The sequence below is a fragment of the Metabacillus indicus LMG 22858 genome (assembly GCF_000708755.2).
GTDB classification, from domain to species: Bacteria; Bacillota; Bacilli; order Bacillales; family Bacillaceae; genus Bacillus_P; species Bacillus_P indicus.
Map to the genome: position 1 here is coordinate 494,066 of NZ_JGVU02000002.1, position 17,412 is coordinate 511,477.

Annotated in this window: 20 protein-coding genes; 3 read left to right on the forward strand and 17 right to left on the reverse strand. The window is 42.8% G+C overall.

The window, feature by feature from the left end; translation table 11 throughout:
* Window positions 1–75: 75 nt before the first annotated feature.
* The 17 genes from AZ46_RS05675 to speD all read right to left on the reverse strand — a co-directional run bounded on the left by AZ46_RS05675 (window position 76) and on the right by speD (window position 15,838).
* A complete protein-coding gene (locus AZ46_RS05675) occupies window positions 76–1,143 on the reverse strand; it encodes a hypothetical protein (protein WP_051865254.1) in 1,068 nt (355 codons plus the stop codon).
* Window positions 1,144–1,239: 96 nt separating this feature from the next.
* Window positions 1,240–2,619 (reverse strand): sensor histidine kinase, encoded by a 1,380-nt coding sequence (locus tag AZ46_RS05680; RefSeq protein WP_029281002.1) that lies wholly within the window; start codon window positions 2,617–2,619, stop codon window positions 1,240–1,242.
* Complete coding sequence (locus tag AZ46_RS05685; protein ID WP_029281001.1) at window positions 2,616–3,296, reverse strand: response regulator transcription factor; 681 nt, start codon at window positions 3,294–3,296, stop codon at window positions 2,616–2,618. Before AZ46_RS05685 ends, AZ46_RS05680 begins: the two co-directional genes overlap by 4 nt.
* 150 nt (window positions 3,297–3,446) lie before the next feature.
* On the reverse strand, window positions 3,447–4,133 hold the full coding sequence (locus AZ46_RS05690) for an ABC transporter ATP-binding protein (RefSeq protein ID WP_029281000.1): 687 nt from the start codon (window positions 4,131–4,133) through the stop codon (window positions 3,447–3,449).
* 1 nt (window position 4,134) lies between these two features.
* The gene (locus tag AZ46_RS05695) at window positions 4,135–5,169 is read right to left on the reverse strand and encodes an ABC transporter permease (protein ID WP_029280999.1); all 1,035 of its coding nucleotides are present in this window, start codon (window positions 5,167–5,169) and stop codon (window positions 4,135–4,137) included.
* A 147-nt stretch (window positions 5,170–5,316) separates the two neighbouring features.
* Complete coding sequence (locus tag AZ46_RS05700; RefSeq protein WP_029280998.1) at window positions 5,317–5,916, reverse strand: hypothetical protein; 600 nt, start codon at window positions 5,914–5,916, stop codon at window positions 5,317–5,319.
* 95 nt (window positions 5,917–6,011) lie between these two features.
* On the reverse strand, window positions 6,012–6,380 hold the full coding sequence (locus AZ46_RS05705) for a helix-turn-helix transcriptional regulator (protein WP_029280996.1): 369 nt from the start codon (window positions 6,378–6,380) through the stop codon (window positions 6,012–6,014).
* Window positions 6,381–6,717: 337 nt separating this feature from the next.
* Window positions 6,718–6,864: a hypothetical protein gene (locus AZ46_RS22145; protein WP_168713762.1), complete on the reverse strand. Its 147-nt coding sequence runs from the start codon at window positions 6,862–6,864 to the stop codon at window positions 6,718–6,720.
* 177 nt (window positions 6,865–7,041) lie between these two features.
* Window positions 7,042–7,581: a helical membrane plugin domain-containing protein gene (locus AZ46_RS05710; protein WP_029280994.1), complete on the reverse strand. Its 540-nt coding sequence runs from the start codon at window positions 7,579–7,581 to the stop codon at window positions 7,042–7,044.
* Window positions 7,565–10,531 carry a formate dehydrogenase subunit alpha gene (fdhF, locus tag AZ46_RS05715; protein ID WP_029280992.1) on the reverse strand — a complete coding sequence of 989 codons (2,967 nt, stop codon included), beginning with the start codon at window positions 10,529–10,531 and terminating at the stop codon, window positions 7,565–7,567. The genes AZ46_RS05710 and fdhF overlap by 17 nt, the downstream gene beginning before the upstream one ends.
* A 125-nt stretch (window positions 10,532–10,656) precedes the next feature.
* The gene (moaD, locus tag AZ46_RS05720) at window positions 10,657–10,890 is read right to left on the reverse strand and encodes a molybdopterin converting factor subunit 1 (RefSeq protein ID WP_029280990.1); all 234 of its coding nucleotides are present in this window, start codon (window positions 10,888–10,890) and stop codon (window positions 10,657–10,659) included.
* Window positions 10,887–11,357 carry a molybdenum cofactor biosynthesis protein MoaE gene (locus AZ46_RS05725; protein ID WP_029280988.1) on the reverse strand — a complete coding sequence of 157 codons (471 nt, stop codon included), beginning with the start codon at window positions 11,355–11,357 and terminating at the stop codon, window positions 10,887–10,889. The genes moaD and AZ46_RS05725 overlap by 4 nt, the downstream gene beginning before the upstream one ends.
* Window positions 11,338–11,868 (reverse strand): molybdopterin-guanine dinucleotide biosynthesis protein B, encoded by a 531-nt coding sequence (gene mobB / locus AZ46_RS05730; RefSeq protein WP_029280986.1) that lies wholly within the window; start codon window positions 11,866–11,868, stop codon window positions 11,338–11,340. The genes AZ46_RS05725 and mobB overlap by 20 nt, the downstream gene beginning before the upstream one ends.
* A complete protein-coding gene (locus tag AZ46_RS05735) occupies window positions 11,838–13,115 on the reverse strand; it encodes a molybdopterin molybdotransferase MoeA (RefSeq protein WP_035319245.1) in 1,278 nt (425 codons plus the stop codon). Before AZ46_RS05735 ends, mobB begins: the two co-directional genes overlap by 31 nt.
* Before the next feature lie 5 nt (window positions 13,116–13,120).
* Window positions 13,121–14,122: a GTP 3',8-cyclase MoaA gene (moaA, locus tag AZ46_RS05740; protein WP_029280982.1), complete on the reverse strand. Its 1,002-nt coding sequence runs from the start codon at window positions 14,120–14,122 to the stop codon at window positions 13,121–13,123.
* Window positions 14,123–14,137: 15 nt separating this feature from the next.
* Window positions 14,138–14,926, reverse strand: coding sequence for a formate dehydrogenase accessory sulfurtransferase FdhD (fdhD, locus tag AZ46_RS05745; RefSeq protein ID WP_029280980.1), 789 nt, complete (start codon window positions 14,924–14,926; stop codon window positions 14,138–14,140).
* A gap of 102 nt (window positions 14,927–15,028) precedes the next feature.
* Window positions 15,029–15,838 carry an adenosylmethionine decarboxylase gene (gene speD / locus AZ46_RS05750; protein ID WP_029280978.1) on the reverse strand — a complete coding sequence of 270 codons (810 nt, stop codon included), beginning with the start codon at window positions 15,836–15,838 and terminating at the stop codon, window positions 15,029–15,031.
* 184 nt (window positions 15,839–16,022) lie between these two features.
* On the opposite strand from speD, the gene AZ46_RS05755 reads away from it, so the two are divergent.
* The 3 genes from AZ46_RS05755 (at window position 16,023) to AZ46_RS05765 (ending at window position 17,236) form a co-directional block, all read left to right on the forward strand.
* Entirely contained in the window at window positions 16,023–16,307 is a 285-nt protein-coding gene (locus tag AZ46_RS05755) for a phospholipase (protein WP_081870144.1), read from the forward strand.
* 68 nt (window positions 16,308–16,375) lie between these two features.
* The gene (locus AZ46_RS05760; RefSeq protein WP_029280975.1) at window positions 16,376–16,939 is read left to right on the forward strand and encodes a DUF6944 family repetitive protein; all 564 of its coding nucleotides are present in this window, start codon (window positions 16,376–16,378) and stop codon (window positions 16,937–16,939) included.
* A 111-nt stretch (window positions 16,940–17,050) separates the two neighbouring features.
* Window positions 17,051–17,236 carry a hypothetical protein gene (locus AZ46_RS05765; protein WP_029280974.1) on the forward strand — a complete coding sequence of 62 codons (186 nt, stop codon included), beginning with the start codon at window positions 17,051–17,053 and terminating at the stop codon, window positions 17,234–17,236.
* Window positions 17,237–17,412 lie beyond the last annotated feature (176 nt).

Here is a 17,412-nt window from a genome sequence, read left to right on the forward strand (position 1 = left end):
AGAACGGTTTTATGGGCATATTTTTTAATCGAATGCTAAAAACCTGGAGCTGACAAAAGGCTCCAGGTTTTTTGGTTATTCAGTGATTTCAGAAACAAGGATGCTGCAGACCCTCTGGAACTGTCCCTCTTCGGCACAGCCCTTCCCCCGCTCAAGCTCATCAAGCATACTTTTAGCTTTAGAAAGATACGTTATTCCATCTTTCATTTTCTCTTTATAGGCTTGAGTCGTTCGGTCAATTTCAGCAGAAAAGGCCTCATCCGTTCCTGGTGCAATGCACAAATCATACATATCGACAATTTCATCCGACTCTTTTTCCGGTTCATATTCATGCGGGGCCGTACTGTCAAAAATCGCAAGGCCAAGCTCCCGCAAAATGACCATATCAAGACTGTTCGGATCAAAACCGCAGTGATAAATTTCCACATCGAACCCTTTGTCTGCTCCTGCAGCGGCAATTTTTTTCAGCATTGTTGATTTACCTGACCCTGCTCTGCCTTTAATAAAATAGCGTTTTTTAATGTCTGCTGTAAGATTTGGGATAAAATCTGCAGCTCCATCCGGGGTGGCTGCTCCCAAAAATCGATGTTTGACCACAGCGGTTTTACCAGCAGTCTGTTCTCCGTAAAAAGTTTGTATCAAACGCTGTGCCAATTGATCTGCTTCTGAAAAGTCCATTTGTGAAATGTAAATATCCTCTATATCATCATGAGCTTTTAGCGAGGCAGAAAAAGCGGCATAAGCCTTTTCATATTCAGCAGCCACTCTTGCTGTAAGGACCCCTTTGCGATCTGCAGGCAGCAATTGGTTGTTTTCAGTCTCCATAACAATCACCTGGATGGCATCTGCAGAAACAAATTTTCTGATTTCTGACACGTCGCAATCTAAAAGAGCAATACCCTTATCTGTCAAAAGCAGCCCTTCCAGCCAATCCGGATGAAATGGACAGTGGAGGATATCAAGTGATTCCCCGTTCGCTCTCAGAGTTTCGCTGACAGACTGAATACATAAAGACCTGGCTCCTCTTGACCCGCCTTCTAATAAGAACACCTGGTTTATGCCCTCCAGTACGGATTCGTACAGACTGTAGTAGCCCTTCGCTGTATTGCCGCAGGGGAAGTAATGATGCGGTTTTCTGCTCATCCAATCATCCTCTCACCTTTTCTGTTAACATATGTAACAGATTGGGATGGGTGAACGCCTAAAAACAAAAGTGGAAGCGCCTGCGCTTAACGAAAACTAACTTAAAGGTAATTCTACAATAAAGGCAGTTCCTTCATTTTCCTTACTATTCACATGAATCAGTCCGCCATGCAGTTCAACAATAGCAGCAACAATTGATAGTCCTAGTCCTGTTCCCTCAACTGAACGCGTCCGGGCGGTATCTGCTCGATAAAAACGATCAAAAATTTTTTCTTTCTCTTCATCATTCAATCCGATCCCCGTATCTTCAAAAGTGACCAAAACAGATTTTTCTTTCTCTTCAATCGATATCTCAATACTGCCATGGGTTTTATTGTATTTGACGGCATTGGTTAACAGATTATCCCAAACCGTATAAAGTAAAGAAGGGTCCCCGACAATTTCAACATTTGGCAATGTAAAACCGAGGCTAATCCCTTTTTCACCCATTAGCCACTTATAGCTTCTCACCAGTTCCTTCATTTGCTCGCCAACATTAAAGGATTTTCTTTTCATGATATCCTGATCGCGATCTAACGAAGCAAGAAGTAATAATTGTTTCGTAAGTGTAGAGAGCCTTTTAATTTCCCCATTGATGATAGAAATGTAATTGCTTTTTTCTTTTGGACTTATTGATTCACTTTCCAATAGGTTTGTATACCCTTTTATATTGGATAGAGGTGACTGTATATCATGAGAAATATTCGAAATGAACTCTTTCCTCATATCATCCATTTGTTCCAGTTTACTTGCCATTTGCAAAAAACTTCGTGAAAGCTCTCCTAACTCATCATCACGAGTAATATCAATGTCAACATTAAAATTCCCATCAGCCAGTGACTTTGTGGCTGTTGTAAGTTTTGAGATTGGATTCACTAAATATTTTGCAGTAAAAAGAACCATAACGATACTCATAACAATCATCAATGCAAGCAGCCACGCAAATAAAATGTGCATTTCGTTAAAAAGGAGCTTAATATCCGGTCTAAGGAAAAGAGCATACTTTTCCTTATTATGTGTTAACGGTACACCAATCGTATTCTTCAATTCGTTTGCAAAAAAACCTGTGACGAATGTTCCCTGTGGAAAATTTAGAATACCGTGAAAAATATCACCGTTTAACACTTGTTCTTTAGCGGAATTAGACAGAGTATTTTCCCTAAATGGTGCACCGAAATAAGATTCCTTTCCAGAAATGTCAACCAAGAAAATTTGATACCCGGTCGAAGAGATATTATTCAAATAATCCTTAAGATTTATATCAGGATGGTTCTCGGCAAATTCAGCAATATTTAACGCGATTTTTGTGTTTTTTTGATCATTGTAAGGTTTTAATTTTTGCTGATAATACGTATTGGAGATTAAAAAAGCAACTATCCCGCTAAAAATCATAATGCCAATAGTAATGACAACAAACTTCACATAGAGAGATTTCATCTGCGATTTGCCTCCAGCGAATATCCAACTCCACGCACTGTCTTAATTTGAACATCATCCGTCAATTTAGAAAAACGTTCTCTTAACCTTTTTACATGAACATCAACAGTTCGTTCATCCCCTTCATAATCCAACCCCCAAATATGTTCTATTAGTTGATGACGAGAAAATACTTGCATGGGATTTAAAGCCAGAAAATACAGCAGTTCGAATTCCTTTAAGGGTAAAAGAATTGTTCGATTCCCAATTTGAACCTCATAGTTTTTTTTATTTATCGCTGTATTACCTAAGTAAATTATAGATTCTTCTGAGTGTTTGTCGTATCGTCGCAATAAAGCTTCTATTCTAAAGTGTAATTCTTTTGGCTCAAATGGCTTGACCAGATAATCATCCGTCCCGGATCTAAATCCTTCTTCTTTATCCTCAATTTGATTCTTTGCTGTTAAGAGGATTACTGGTATATCATATTCCCTTCGAATCTCCCTTGTTAATGCATACCCATCCATAAAAGGCATCATCACATCCACTACTGCTAAATCACATGCTTCTCTATTAAGAACTCCTAATGCTTCAGTACCGTCTTTTGCCTGAAATACTTTATATCCAGCTTCGGTTAAGTGAATATTTACTAGCTGTAAAATATTGATATCGTCATCTGCAATCAGAATAGTTGTCATTCTCTATTCTCCTATTTTATTTTGATTAAATATTATTGCTTCATTTAAAAGGACATTTAGTAAATAATAACAAATAAACAGCCCAGCAGAAATATGCAGGCTGTTCCTTTGCATTTTACTTGCATTAAAGATTCTCTAGCTTTCAGAATGTTAATTTCCGCTCTGCAAAACCATTCCATCACTCATTTTGATGACATGGTCAACATATGAAAGCAATTCTTCGTCATGGGTAACCATCAATACAGTAATGTTTAATGATTTAGTTAAATCTTGAATTAACGACATAATGTCTTGAGATCTTTTTGAATCTAAACTTGCAGTCGGTTCATCTGCAAAGAGAATATTAGGTTTATGGATCATCGCACGAGCGATTGCCACTCGTTGTTTTTCCCCGCCCGATAATGAAGATGGATAAGCCTTTTTCCGATGATCCATTTCAACTAGTTTTAGGATTTTATTAACTTCTCTTTTTTGTTCATATTTCTTTAATTTAGATTCAGAGACCTCAAGCATCAGCATTAGCTGTTCTTCAACTGTAAGAAAAGGAACAAGATGTGCAAACTGAAAGACAAAACCAAATTTGCTTGCCCGTATTTTTCGAACCTGTTCAGAACTCATAGAAGTCATATTCTTACCATCAAATACAACGTGCCCATTTGATGGAGGCTGCAGTCCTGCAGCGATTGTAAGGAGAGTACTTTTACCAGAGCCTGAGGCACCCACTAATGCTGTTACCTCTCCTTCTTTAAGAGAAAGGTTAATTCCTTTTAGGATTTCTTCCTCTATCTCACCAGTAGTAAATGTTTTTCTTACTTCATCAAGTGTAAAGATTGTCATATTAAGCCTCTCCTTGCTGTATTGCCTGCAATGGTTCGATCTTTTTGATTTGAATACCTGATAGTGTAGCTCCAATAAATCCTATCATCAGGAAAATGACAGATAATTGTGCTGTTGTTTCAAAAGTTAAATGGAATGGCATTCCTTCAGGCGCAGCCATACTGAAAACTTGACTAAGAGTTATAGACATAATAAGTGCAATTGATGTAATAAAAAACATTTGTGTCCACATCATTTTAAATAGTCTGCTTGTTTTTATACCAATTGCTTTTAAAATACCGTATAAACCGATTTTCTGAACGTTCATCATGTAGAAAAAGATAGCAAACAGCATTCCGCTAATGACAACTAAAAACCAGACAATCATATTTAAAGACATCTGTTCTGCATTATAACTTGGAATTGTCTGGAGGAAATCTTTGTTTGAAAATGATTGTAAACCAGTGAATTCTTGTGAAGAATCTCCTCCCGGTATGAAAATCAATTGCATCTCCGTCATTCGATACATTTCTTGATAATTCTTCATCTGTATATATGCAACAGGGGTATGACTATATTTCTTTTGATCAACAAAACCCTTTACGATAAATTCACCGCTAAATTGATTATTAGTCAAGGTATCTCCAACCTTTATACCTTTATTCTTCAATGAGCTATCTACTATAATTTCCCCATCTTTAACATCTTCAAATAACTTTGAATCAGTGGATGCAACAAAGGCGACACTTTGTTGTTTATCATCTTTGTCATTTAGAAAACCCATTTGAATAGAAAAGGCCACAGCATCTTTTTGTTTGTTTAGTATTTCTTTTTGTATATCACTGTCTATTCTAGATAGGTTATAAGTTTCCTCAGCGTCTTTATTCATATAAAATTGCCCTTTTGGTAAATCTTTAATGAGGGCAGCATTGTCTTGCGATAGTCCATTTGCCAAACCAGATATGATAAATGTTAATAAACTTACGAGAAAAACAATTGAACCTAAAATCAAAAATCTCACTTTATTTTTCTTGATTTCTTTCCATGCAATATTCATCTTTCATTTCCTCCCATCTCTTCTTGACATCCATAGTTTATTATTCGAATATGAACGGAAGATGAACAGTAAATTACATTTGAAATGAATATTAATGAATAATGAAAAGAAAAAACCTGCATGGCTGCAGGTTTTAACAAAGTGTATCTATTCCGTTTTTTCTAATGCTTCTGCCAGCTGAAAAAGGAAGCTGTAGAGCTTTTCAAACATTTCTTCGAGTGCATCCTCTTCGCTGAAGTCCGCGAGCAAGGCGCTGTCAAAATTGACATCCCACATTCCGTCCTTATCATTGAAAAGAACCTCAAATTTCTCAGAATCACCACCGGCTTTTTGCAGGAAGTATTCTTTTAGCGCTGTTCCTTTTGCCTTTTTATATTTTAAACCAAGCAGGAACTTATAGGTTGAAAACACGTCATCATGCTCAAATGAAATGTTTTCTGCCCCGACATAGTCAAACCAGTCAGATTCAATATAGATGAATTCCGATTTGTTTATTTTCACATATGTTGCTTTTTCCTTAAGGAAGGATTCCGGATTCTCAGCAGAGATCAGCTCTTCTGTTTCCTTGTTTACGCGCTCAAGATACGCTTTTGCAAAACGTGGAAAATCGGGTTCCTCAACTTTTACGTTCTCTGGCAGAAAACCGTTCTTCTCTGCATACATTTTTTCTGTGGTATAGATTCCAATCGCATCCGTTTTTTCCTCGATCAGATGCTGGATATACGTTTTCATTTTATTTTGCAGCATAGTTCATATCCTCCATTACTTCCAATTCACTTCTTATCATAACCCAACAGCAGACAAGATGAAACAAAGAGAGAATCCTACCCGCGGATTCTCTCTTATGTGTAATTATCCTGAAGCGCTTTTCCGAGCAGTTTCTGGCATCTGTCAAGCTCGGTTTTCAGCTGCTTTTTATATAGCTTTGCTTTTTCGTAATCCTCGAATTGATAATATACGACCTCCTGAAGCTTCATCCCCTCTTTTTTCCGCTTGACCTGTTTTAAAATGCCGTCTTCGATCAGTTCGTGCAGGGACTTGTAAACCTCTGAATGATTTGGCCTGTATCCGTAAATTCTGAACTCATCGCGCAGAACATCAAGAAGCTTCAGGCCGTAGAGTCTGTCCTGCTCTGTCATACGAATCATATAAAGCTTTAAAAAGGCTCTTTGCTTCAGCAAAAAACCGCTGGCACTTCTCTTCTCGCCCATTGAAGACATCTCCTTTTACAGTTTTACATGTTCTAACTATTCAATGTTTTATAAGAAATTCCTGCATCTTAAGGGAAAATAAGCCTTTTGACCCTTTTGAAACCTGGGCGAGGTTAAAATTATAGGGATATTGGAATTTTGGTACGTGTTTTTATTTATCATTGATTATTTGGAACATAGTTTTAGAAGAATGATAAAGTCGGTTTTCTTTTACTTATGGTCGTTTTTATCCTAGTAATTTCTGAAGTAAAATAACTGTTGATTATTTAGAACATGGTTCAATTAATAAACGCTTACAAAAGAAAAGGACCTGATTGAATCATCAAGTCCTTGGTGTCTATTCGTTTTTTTCAATAAAGTATGGATTAAATCCGAGATTTTTTCTCATTTCATCGGTAATTTGCAGATCCTCTGCAGCAGCTGCTGATGCATTTTCATTTTCTGCCTGAATGCTTCCATCGTAATGCATAGGTTTTTGTTCCATAAGAATGACCACTCCTGCCCTTTTTGTGTAAATTATACCATGTTAACCCAAAAATATCCTTATTAATAAGTAAATATTCCTGAAAATGAACAAGGTATTCAAATTACTGTTAGAGTGCCCTCAGTTCGTTGTATCAATCAAAAAAAGACAGGGAAAAATTCTCCTGTCTCCTGCTTCTTATTCCAATGTGTGATCTTTGAACCTTGCCTGATCCTCTTTGCTCCTAGTCCCTTTCTCTACATGCTGCGTTTCTTCTCCCATTCCCTTTAAAAAGGTAATGAGCAGGGTCACTGCCCGGTTCACTTCAGGATCTTTGAGAGATTTCGCGAGATCGAAATAGCCTGTTTTTTCGTTCGTTTCTTTGTTTTCAGCCACTCTTGCAATTCCGGAGTTCACCTTCATTAAAAATGGTTCAAGCTGTTTGACGTTTATCATGCCGAGAACGCCGGTCATCAGAAGCAGATTTTTTATAGTATTTGCTGTTTCTTTGTTGTCAGCGGTTTTTACAAGAATGTCCAATACTTTGTCACCTTGCCCAAAAAGGCCATTCATAAGCGAGAGTATGCCTTTATCCTGCATATGATGAAGGATTTCAAGTGTGTCCTTAATCACTTCTTTATGAGTGATCAGGGCATCTTCGATTTCTCTTAAATCCCTGCTTCTTTTTTCTTCGTCCGATAATTCCTGCCGGACAATGGTTTTAGTTGCTTTTGCCACCGTTTTTCCCCTCCTTTTGAACGAGATCTCCCGGAAATACGTAATCTTTCCGCCCCCACTTTCGTTCAACTTCAACGCCTCTCTGAGGATTTGGATGACCGAAGCGGAAGTTGGTCCGCGGCAGAGGATTCACTCCTTCTGTCTCAAGAACTTCCAGTTTAGCCTTTACCTCTTTGTAGGCAGGTGTGTCTGTATCTTTGTCCGCATAGCTGCTTGTGATCAGATTGATCGCCGACTCACCTGAGTCATTCATAGGCAAATAAACTTCTTTCCCCTTCACCCTGTCTGTAACAACGCACTGCACTTTCACCTTGCCATATGGCGAAATGAGCCTTACTAGAGAGCCGTCTTTGATTCCGCGCTCCGAAGCGAGTTCTGGTGAAACTTCAAGGAAGGTCCGAGGTGTTTTGGATGTGATTCCTTTGGATTTGTATGTCATATTCCCTTCATGGAAATGTTCCAGCAGACGGCCGTTATTGACATGGATGTCATATTCATCGTCAAATTCAACCGGTCTTGTCCATTCCACCGGATGGAGGCGCGCCTTTCCGTCGGGAAAAGGAAACTCATCCAAAAAGAGGACGGGTGTATCTGTACCGTCGGGCTTTACCGGCCAGACGAGACTGCTGTAGCCTTCAAGACGTTCGTATGTGACCCCTGCAAAAAGAGGAGCAAGCTGGGCTGCTTCAGCCATGATGTCTGAAGGGTGATCATAGGTCCACCCTGCGCCAAGCTGATTGGCCACATCCATAATGATTTTCCAGTCAGGTTTGGAATCTCCGAGAGGTTCCAGCACTTCGTAGAGTCTTTGAACTCTCCGTTCTGTGTTTGTGAAGGTCCCTTCTTTTTCAAGACTTGGACTTGCCGGCAGGACAACATCTGCATATTCGGCCGTTTTTGAAAGAAATAAATCCTGCACAACAAAAAAGTCGAGCTTTTCATAAGCGGCATGAACATAGTTCATATTGGAGTCCACTATACCCATTTCTTCCCCTTTTAAATACATCGCTTTCACACTGCCGTCATGTATGCCGGCAACCATCTCATGATTGTTGAGGCCAGGCTCGGCCGGAAGCTCCACTCCCCAGGCTCTCTCGTACTTTTCTCTGACAGAACCGTCCGTTATTTTTTCGTAGGACGGAAGCCGGTCAGGCATGCTTCCGAAGTCGCTTGCTCCCTGAACGTTATTATGGCCTCTCAGCGGATATGCTCCTGTATGCGGTCTGCCGTAATTCCCTGTTACAAGAAGCAGATTGGAAATAGCCGTGCTTGTATCACTTCCTCCTGAGTGCTGCGTCACGCCCATGGCCCACAGGACTACCGTGCTTTCCGCTTCATAAATCATCTTTGCGATTTGAATCATCTGCTCTTTCGGAATTCCTGAAAGCTTTTCTGCTTCATCAAGTGTGAATTTCTTGATGCTTGAGAGATAGTTTTCAAATCCGTTGACTCTATTACTCAGAAACTGGTGGTCTTCCCATCCCTGTTCAATGATGTAATTTGTTACAGCTGACAGCCAGACTAGATCCGTTCCGGAAGCAGGCTGGATAAACAGATCAGACCGCTCTGCCATTTCATGCTTTCTGAGATCCGCGACGATCAGCTTTTGGCTGTTCAGCTTGTTGGCACGCTTTACCCTCGTTGATAACACGGGATGAGATTCAGACGTGTTTGAGCCGATGATCAGGACCAGTTCTGCCGCTTCAATGTCTTTGATTGTCCCAGAGTCGCCTCCGTACCCGACTGTGCGGAAAAGGCCCATTGTTGCCGGAGTCTGACAGTACCTGGAACAGTTATCAATGTTATTCGTCCCGATGACTGCTCTTGCAAGCTTTTGCATCAAATATGATTCTTCATTCGTGCATTTGGAGGAGCTGATGAAGCTCAGGGAATCCGGCCCGTGCTCGTTTTTAATTTGAGTGAACTTTTGTGCAATCAGGGTAAGAGCTTCCTCCCATTCAGCTTCTCTGAAGTGGTTTCCTTCACGGATCAGGGGCTTTGTCAGCCGTTCTTCACTGTTTACAAAATCCCAGCCGAATTTTCCTTTGATGCACGTGGAGATTCCGTTTGCGGGAGCATCCGGATGAGGTTCCACTTTTAGGATCTTCCTGTCTTTTGTCCAAATGTCAAAGCTGCATCCGACTCCGCAATAGGTGCAAACCGTTTTGGTTTTTTTGATTTTTTCATCTCTCATGGCAGATTCCATGTCTGAAATGGCGAGGATCGAGCCGTAGCCTGTTTCCACATTTTTCGTCAGTTCAATCATGGGACGGAGAGTCTGTTTGCTGATTCCAGTCAGATATCCGGCTTCCCCGATCATGCCTTTTTCCATCATGGCATTGCACGGACACACGGTTGAGCAATGGCCGCATGAGACGCATGAAGATTCATTAATAGGCACATCACTGTCCCAAATGACGCGGGGCTTCTCGCGCTCCCAGTCAATGGAAAGCGTTTCTGTTACCTGAACGTTCTGGCACGCTTCAACACATCTTCCGCACAGTATGCATTGATCAGGATCATATCTGTAAAACGGGTTGGACGTATCTTCTTTGTATGGTTTCTTAGAAAAAGGAATGCTCTGATGATTAATTTTCATCGCTTTTACCGTATTATGTATGTCGCATCCGCCATTGTTGTAGTCGCAAACCGTGCAGTACAATTCATGATTGTGCAGGATTCTGTCCATCGCGATGAGCTGTGCCTCTTTCACCTCAGGAGATTCTGTGTCCAGTACATCTCCGGGATGTACCTCAGTGGAACAGGCTCTTTTAAATTCACCGTTCACCTTAATAAGGCATGTATCACACGTCTCGATCGGCCCCAGACTCTCGTGGTAGCAAACGGCTGGAACGTCTGTCCCGTGACTTTTTAACAGCTTGAGAGCTGTTTGATTTTCATCAGCATAAACCGCCCGTTCATTTACTCGGATAAACTGTTTTTCAGGCAAAAGAACCTCTCCTTTCAAAGAAACATCTCCCTGTAATTCTTTCTCCATCGATTGAATTCCTTTTCGGTAAATTTTGAAAGCGTTTACTTAACAAAGGTAAACAAAACCGGGGCATGTTCCCGGGTTTATCCGCCGCTCACAGGCGGTATAAAGGCCACCGTATCTCCGTCTTTCAGCACGGTGCTTTCATCTGCAAATTCTTCATTCACTGCGATCATCGCCGTATGAATGCCCTTAAGCTTGTAGGTTTCAGAGATAGACTCTTTCATTTCACCTGCCGTCATGCCGGCAGCCTGAATCTGAACGGTGCTTTTTCCGGCCTGGTCCCCAAGATGGGCGAAAAGAAGAATAGTAATCATGCGAGCTCTCCTTTCCCGGGTTTGCCTTCCGGATAGGATTCCGTTTGCAGCTGGTTCCCGATCCATTCCGTGCCGTCATCCCAATGCTCTTTTTTCCAAATAGGGACAATTTCTTTAATCCGTTCAATCGCGTATTCATTGGCTTCATAGGCGGCCTTTCGGTGAGGCGATGAAACGGCAATGACGACAGCTGCTTCGGAAATTTCAAGCCTGCCTGTTCTGTGGGTAATGGCAGCTGCCGTTCCCGGCCACTTTTCACTTATTTCTTTTCCGATTTGCATGAGCATTTTTTCCGCCATCGGCTTATATGCCTGGTATTCAAGATACAACGTTCTCTTTCCATTTGTCATTTCGCGAACCGTCCCGATAAAAATGGTGATTGCACCGGCATTTCGGTTTGCTACTTTGTTTGCTGTTTCTTCTGCTGATATCAGCTTTTCTGTCAGTTCAAATAGACTCTGATTCATATTGTTTTTTCACAACCTTCACTAAAAAATCCAAGTAGAGGTGTTCCTCATCATGAAAACTGAAAACAGGCACGCTGGTTTGAACCATTTCCTTCTTATCTGCAATAACGCAAACGATTCCATTCAGTTCAAGAAGACTTAGGTCTCGTTCGGTCCGTATGCAGACGGCTTTAGGATACGGTGCATGTTTATAGCCTTCAATTAAAATTAGATCCAAATCAAGCAGGCTGTAAATGTTCAGCAGTTCTTCAAGCGTCCATGATCCAGAACCTAGCGACAGCTGAAGAACGCCGCCTCCCTCAACTCCTGCAAGCTTTGAGCCTGCCTCTAAATGCTTTCCGCTGTCCTTTTCCATCAACGCCTTATCTGGCGCTCCGCCGTGGCCGTGATGCTTGATGGTGCCGGTTTTAAGAGATTCACGCTGCGCTCTCTTAATCAGCTTTTCCATCACAGCCGTCTTTCCCGAATTCTGAAAACCTGCTATCTGAAGGATGGCGCGGTGTTTTCCCACTGGCGTTCACTTCCTTTTTGATCGTCAAGTAAAAGAATGTCCGCCTTCATTCCTGCTTTGTACCCTCTCGTTCCGCCCGGAAGGACAATCAGGGCATTTGCATCTGCCAGCGAAGATACGGCGCTTGACTTGTCGAATCCTGATGGCACCGCTTTTATCACTCCGTCTTCATAGACGATGGTTCCGCGGACAAACCTTGTAAAGGGATTTGCCTTCTCAAAATCAGAGCCCAAAACGGCCTTTTCTTTTCTGATGTGGGGTCGGCTGCTGAAGCAGCAGAACCTGATCACAGGCCTTACAAACATTTCAAAACCGACGAAACAGGCTGAAGGATTTCCCGAAAGACCAAAGAGGAGCTTCCCGCGATGTTCAGCCACCGTCGTTACGCTTCCTGGTCTCATGGCGATTTTATTAAAGAGGACAGATGCGCCGATTCTTTTATATATATCAGGCAAATAATCATAGTCACCGACAGAAACTCCGCCTGTCGTCAGCAGCACATCTACTTTTGCGAGCGCGTGCTGAACGGCCTCTGTGCACTGATTAAGGTCATCGCTGAATTTGCCGAGGTAAAGAGGTACTCCTCCTGCCCGTTCAATTTGGGAGAGGAGCATATATGTATTGCTGTTGCGGATTTTCCCGTCCTCGAGGGGTTCATCAGGGTTCAGAAGCTCACTCCCTGTTGCAAGAACGCCTATAACCGGTTTTTTAGCAGCAGGAACCTCTGCATACCCGAACGCTGCCAGAAGGGCTGATAATCCAGGTGTAATAAAAGAGCCTTTTTCAGCTAGTACTGTACCGCTCCTGGTGTCTTCTCCCCGGAAGGAAATATTTTCGCCTGGTTTCATCTCTCTCTTTAATTCCACTTTTGACCCGGCAAGCGGTTTTGTCAGCTCAAGCATAACAACGGCATCAGCCCCTTCAGGGAGCTTTGCGCCAGTCATAATTCTTACTGCCTGCATGTATCCGATACTTCCTTCAAAGACAGATCCGGCACCGATTTCTCCGACAACTTGAAAGACTGCTCTCTTTTCTCCTGAGAGTCCTGCCGTATCAACAGATCTGACAGCATATCCATCATAGGGGGAACGGTCAAACGGCGGAACATCATGATCTGCAACGAGATCTTGTGCAAGAAATCGGCCATAAGACTCCTCAAGAGGAATATGCTCCGCGCTGCCGCAAACGGCATGTCCCATCACTAGATTTACAGCTTCCGAGACTGGGATCGGGGTTCTTATTTCAATCATGGCTACCCTCCTATATGGGACATTTCAACCTTTTGTCTGGCTTCTTTCGTATTCATCCGTTCATCTGAGTAACGGTCATGGCGGAGATTCCAAACGTTCGCAATCTCTGCTTTTAGCATTGCGTCATCCATATTAGAACGAAGCAATGATCTTAAGTCATGCCCTCTTGAAGCAAAGAGGCATGTGTAAAGAGTTCCCTCAGCTGAAATCCTGGCCCTCGAGCATGATGAACAAAAGGAATCCGTTACAGATGAAATGACGCCGATCTCACCGGAACCGTCCATGTATTCGTACCTTGAGGCAACCTCGCCCGGATATGCCGGCGGTACAGCCTTTAGAGGGAATTTTGCATCAATGATCTTGATTATTTCCTGCTTTGATGTCACGTGGGAGAGCTCCCACCCGTTTGCATTGCCGACATCCATATATTCGATGAACCTCAGCGTGTGTCCTTTTTCTTTAAAAAAAGAGGCCATGGGCAGAATCTCCGTCTCATTTACACCTTTTTGGACAACCATGTTTATTTTCACCGAAAGTCCGGTTTCTGCCGCAGCCTCAATTCCTCTTAGCACCTGGGCTGCTTCGCCTCTCTTGCCGTTCATGGAAAAAAAGAGCTCAGGATCCAGCGCGTCAAGACTCACGGTTACTCTCTTTAACCCGGCTTCAGCAAGCTCAGAGGCAAACGTTTTCAACAAAGATCCGTTTGTGGTCAGTCCGATGTCCTCTATTCCGTCGACATTTCTGAGCATGGCAATCAAGACCGGAAGTTCTCTCCTGAGCAGAGGCTCGCCTCCCGTAAGGCGGATTTTCTTCGTACCGAGAGAAGCAAAGATCTCAGCCAGTCTATGAATCTCTTCAAATGAGAGAATGCGGTCGGATGACAAAAAAGGATAATCACTTCCGAAAAGATGCTCCGGCATACAGTAGCTACAGCGGAAATTACATCTGTCTGTAACAGAAATGCGCAAATCTCTTAACGGCCTGTCCAATGAATCCAGGATCATCTCTTTTCCTCCTTTCTATGAAATCTTGATTCTATTGGAATGCGTATATATATTTAATGAACTGTTCCGGATAAACCCTACCGCTGTGATGCCAAGTTCCTCTGCCAGATTCAGTGCAAGCGTTGTCGGTGCTGATTTTGAAAGCACAATTTCACAGCCTATTTTTGCGGTTTTGAGAAGAATTTCAGAGGATATTCTTCCGCTGAAAACAAGAATTTTCCCTCTCGTGCTGATTGCGTTTTTTAAACAATAGCCGTAAAGCTTATCAAGGGCATTGTGCCTGCCGATATCCATTCTGCTTACGATTATGCCGTTTTCGTCGCAAAGCGCTGCATTATGAACGCCTCCTGTACTTTGAAATATGTCCGCAGTGCGCTGCAGTTCATTCATCAGGGAAAAGCACGCATCCGCATGAATCGCTGTAGTCTGTTTGAGAGGTTTTACGACTCTGGCATCGTTTACAAAAACAAAGCCCGGCCTGCTCATGCCGCAGCACGATGTAAGATAGCGTTTGTTCTGCATATGGATGAAGCTGTTCTCTTTTGAAAGGGTGACATGGGCAAATCCCTCTTTTTCCTGAATCCATATTTCCTTGATGTCTTCAAGCTTTGAAATAAAGCCTTCAGATGCCAAATAGCCAATCACCATATCTTCGAGATATTCTGGAGAGCTGACCATTGTGACAGCCTCTTCCCCGTTCAGTTTAACAGTGAGGGGATATTCCGTCACAATCTCATCTTCTACCTGAGCCGCATTGCCGCGGGCCAGTTTTATGATGCTTCTGGTTTCCGTTACTGGCTTCATGCTTGTCCCCCCATTCCCTGCCATACTTTGTCCTAATGATAATCCAACAGCCTGTAATTGAAAAGCAGAAAGGGGTCTCCTTTTTAGGAAACCCCTGAAAAATCAACCTTTAAACGGCTTCATATTTTTCCCGTAAAAGATTTCATCCATTTCAATTTTCAGTCTGTCCGTTATTTCGTTCCGTTCGTTTTTCGTCAGCTTGTCCTTCGTATAGCCGAACAAATAGTTGTTCAGGTCAAACTCCTTCAGTTTGCATTTCGTATGAAAAATATTCTGGGGATACACGTTCACGTCGATCATGTCGTACGCCTCTTTTACCGATTGGGGTATGTAGTTCTGAATGGAATTAATGTCATGGTCGATAAACAGCTTTTCTCCATTGATGTCGCGCGTGAACCCTCTGACCCGGTAATCCATTGTCATAATATCCGTATCAAACGAATGAATCAGGTAGTTCAGGGCTTTAAGCGGGGAAATTTCCCCGCATGTAGATACGTCAATGTCTGCTCTGAAGGTACTGATGCCTTCATTCGGATGATATTCAGGATACGTATGAACCGTTATGTGGCTTTTATCAAGCTGCATCACCACAGAATCAGGCAGCGGTCCCGGAGATTCGGCATAGGACTCTTCAGGCACTTCGACGACAGGTCCTTCAGATACAAGAATGGTCACACTTGCTCCCTGAGGCACATAATTCTGCTGGGCAATATTCAGTACATGAGCGCCGATAATATCTGTCACATTCTTTAGAATCTTCGTCAGCCGTTCTGCATTATACTGCTCGTCTATATAGTTTATGTAGGCTTCCCGTTCTTCTTTTGTTTTCGTATAGCAAATGTCATACATATTAAAGCTAAGCGATTTTGTCAGATTGTTGAATTCGTGGAGCTGTACTCTCTGCTCAGACATAGGTTTATTCCCCTTTCTTCGCTGAATCTCTGGTGTACATACGTTTTTATATTACCCACTTTGCCATTCAGCAAACAAACTCTTTTTTCTTTCATTTTTTAAAAGCGTGATAATCGCCAAGGCTTCCTGGTGCGGATTTTCATATGAATAGTAATAGAAACACTAGATTGGAGATGGTGATGACGTGTCTAACCAAAGAAAAAGACAAAGAAGACCGCGCTGTATTTTTCCTGAATACAGATGGTGCGGCCCTGGGTGCAGCGGACCGGGCATGCCGATCAACGATGTGGATGCATGCTGTCAGAAGCATGACCTGTGCCTCGACAGCGGGCGTTCATCCTGTGATTGTGATCTTGCTTTTGTTGAATGTCTCCGCCCAAAAATGAACCGGGAAACGGAAAAAGGCCGCAACGCTGCATTTATGTATAAAATCATGAAGCTGAAAATGATGTTTACGTGCGGAGGATAAATTCCGGACTCAACAACCGGGGATTTTTTCATAGAATACAGTAATTGTGTCCGGAATGAGGTGATGGCATGAATGAAGAAAAAAAGAGCCTTGATGTTTTCGGCGCCTGGCTGATTGTGGCCGGAACCATGGTGAATGCTTCAGGTGAAACCCTTGCGCTTACCGGTGCTGAGCAGGCTGCATTTAAAGCAACGGGAGCAGGAAACGCCATTGAAGCATCCGGCAACGCTCTTCAGGCAGCTGTCAGATCCGGTGATCCAGCCAATCGTATAGGTGCTCTTGGTGCATGGGTGCAGGCTGCAGGAAATTCCGCCAATGCCGCAGCGAGAATCCCCCTCCTGTCAGGTGACCTGCAGGAAGGGTATCAGCTTGATGTCATCGGAAATGCTGTTCAGTCAATCGGTGCCGCGACAGAAGCGATTGCCGCGTCGTCCGCCCGGGACCGCCTCTTTAGAGAACAGCTGACCGCAGGATATTTGCTGATAGCGGGAGGCGCGGTCATTGACGCCATAAGCGGCGTGTATTTTTTAAAAGAATTATCACAAAGAGGCCGGGCACTCGGCTGGTTCGGGGGATATCTGCAGGCAACGGGAGCTCTCCTTGCTGCCGATGCCCTGACAAATGAACCATAATGGAAACCGCTCTCTGGCATTCCATTATACATACTTCAATAAAAAGACTGTTTAGGAAATATCATCCAGGGTAAAAAGAGAGTACAAACAACAAATTGAGGAGGAACTCCAATGAACTGGAAGAAAAAAGGACTAGCTGCAGGAATGACTCTCGCCATCATGCTAAGCGGACTTGCCGCATGCAGCGAGAGCGAACAGGATGAAATGGATAATGAAATGGAAGAAGAAATGAATGAAGAAACCGACAGCGATGTCATCGATGAAGACAAAGAAGAAATGGAAGAAGAGGGGCAATGATGCCCCTCTTCTTTTTATTTGAAAGCTGCCGCGGCGTTCTGGGTGTATGACCGAGATTGCAGCACTTACGTGACTATATTGAACTGAGTTTGTGCTGCTAAACTGACTTTGCAGCACTAAGTCCACATCACTCACCTGAGTAGGTGCTGCTATCCAGAGTTTGCAGCACATATGTG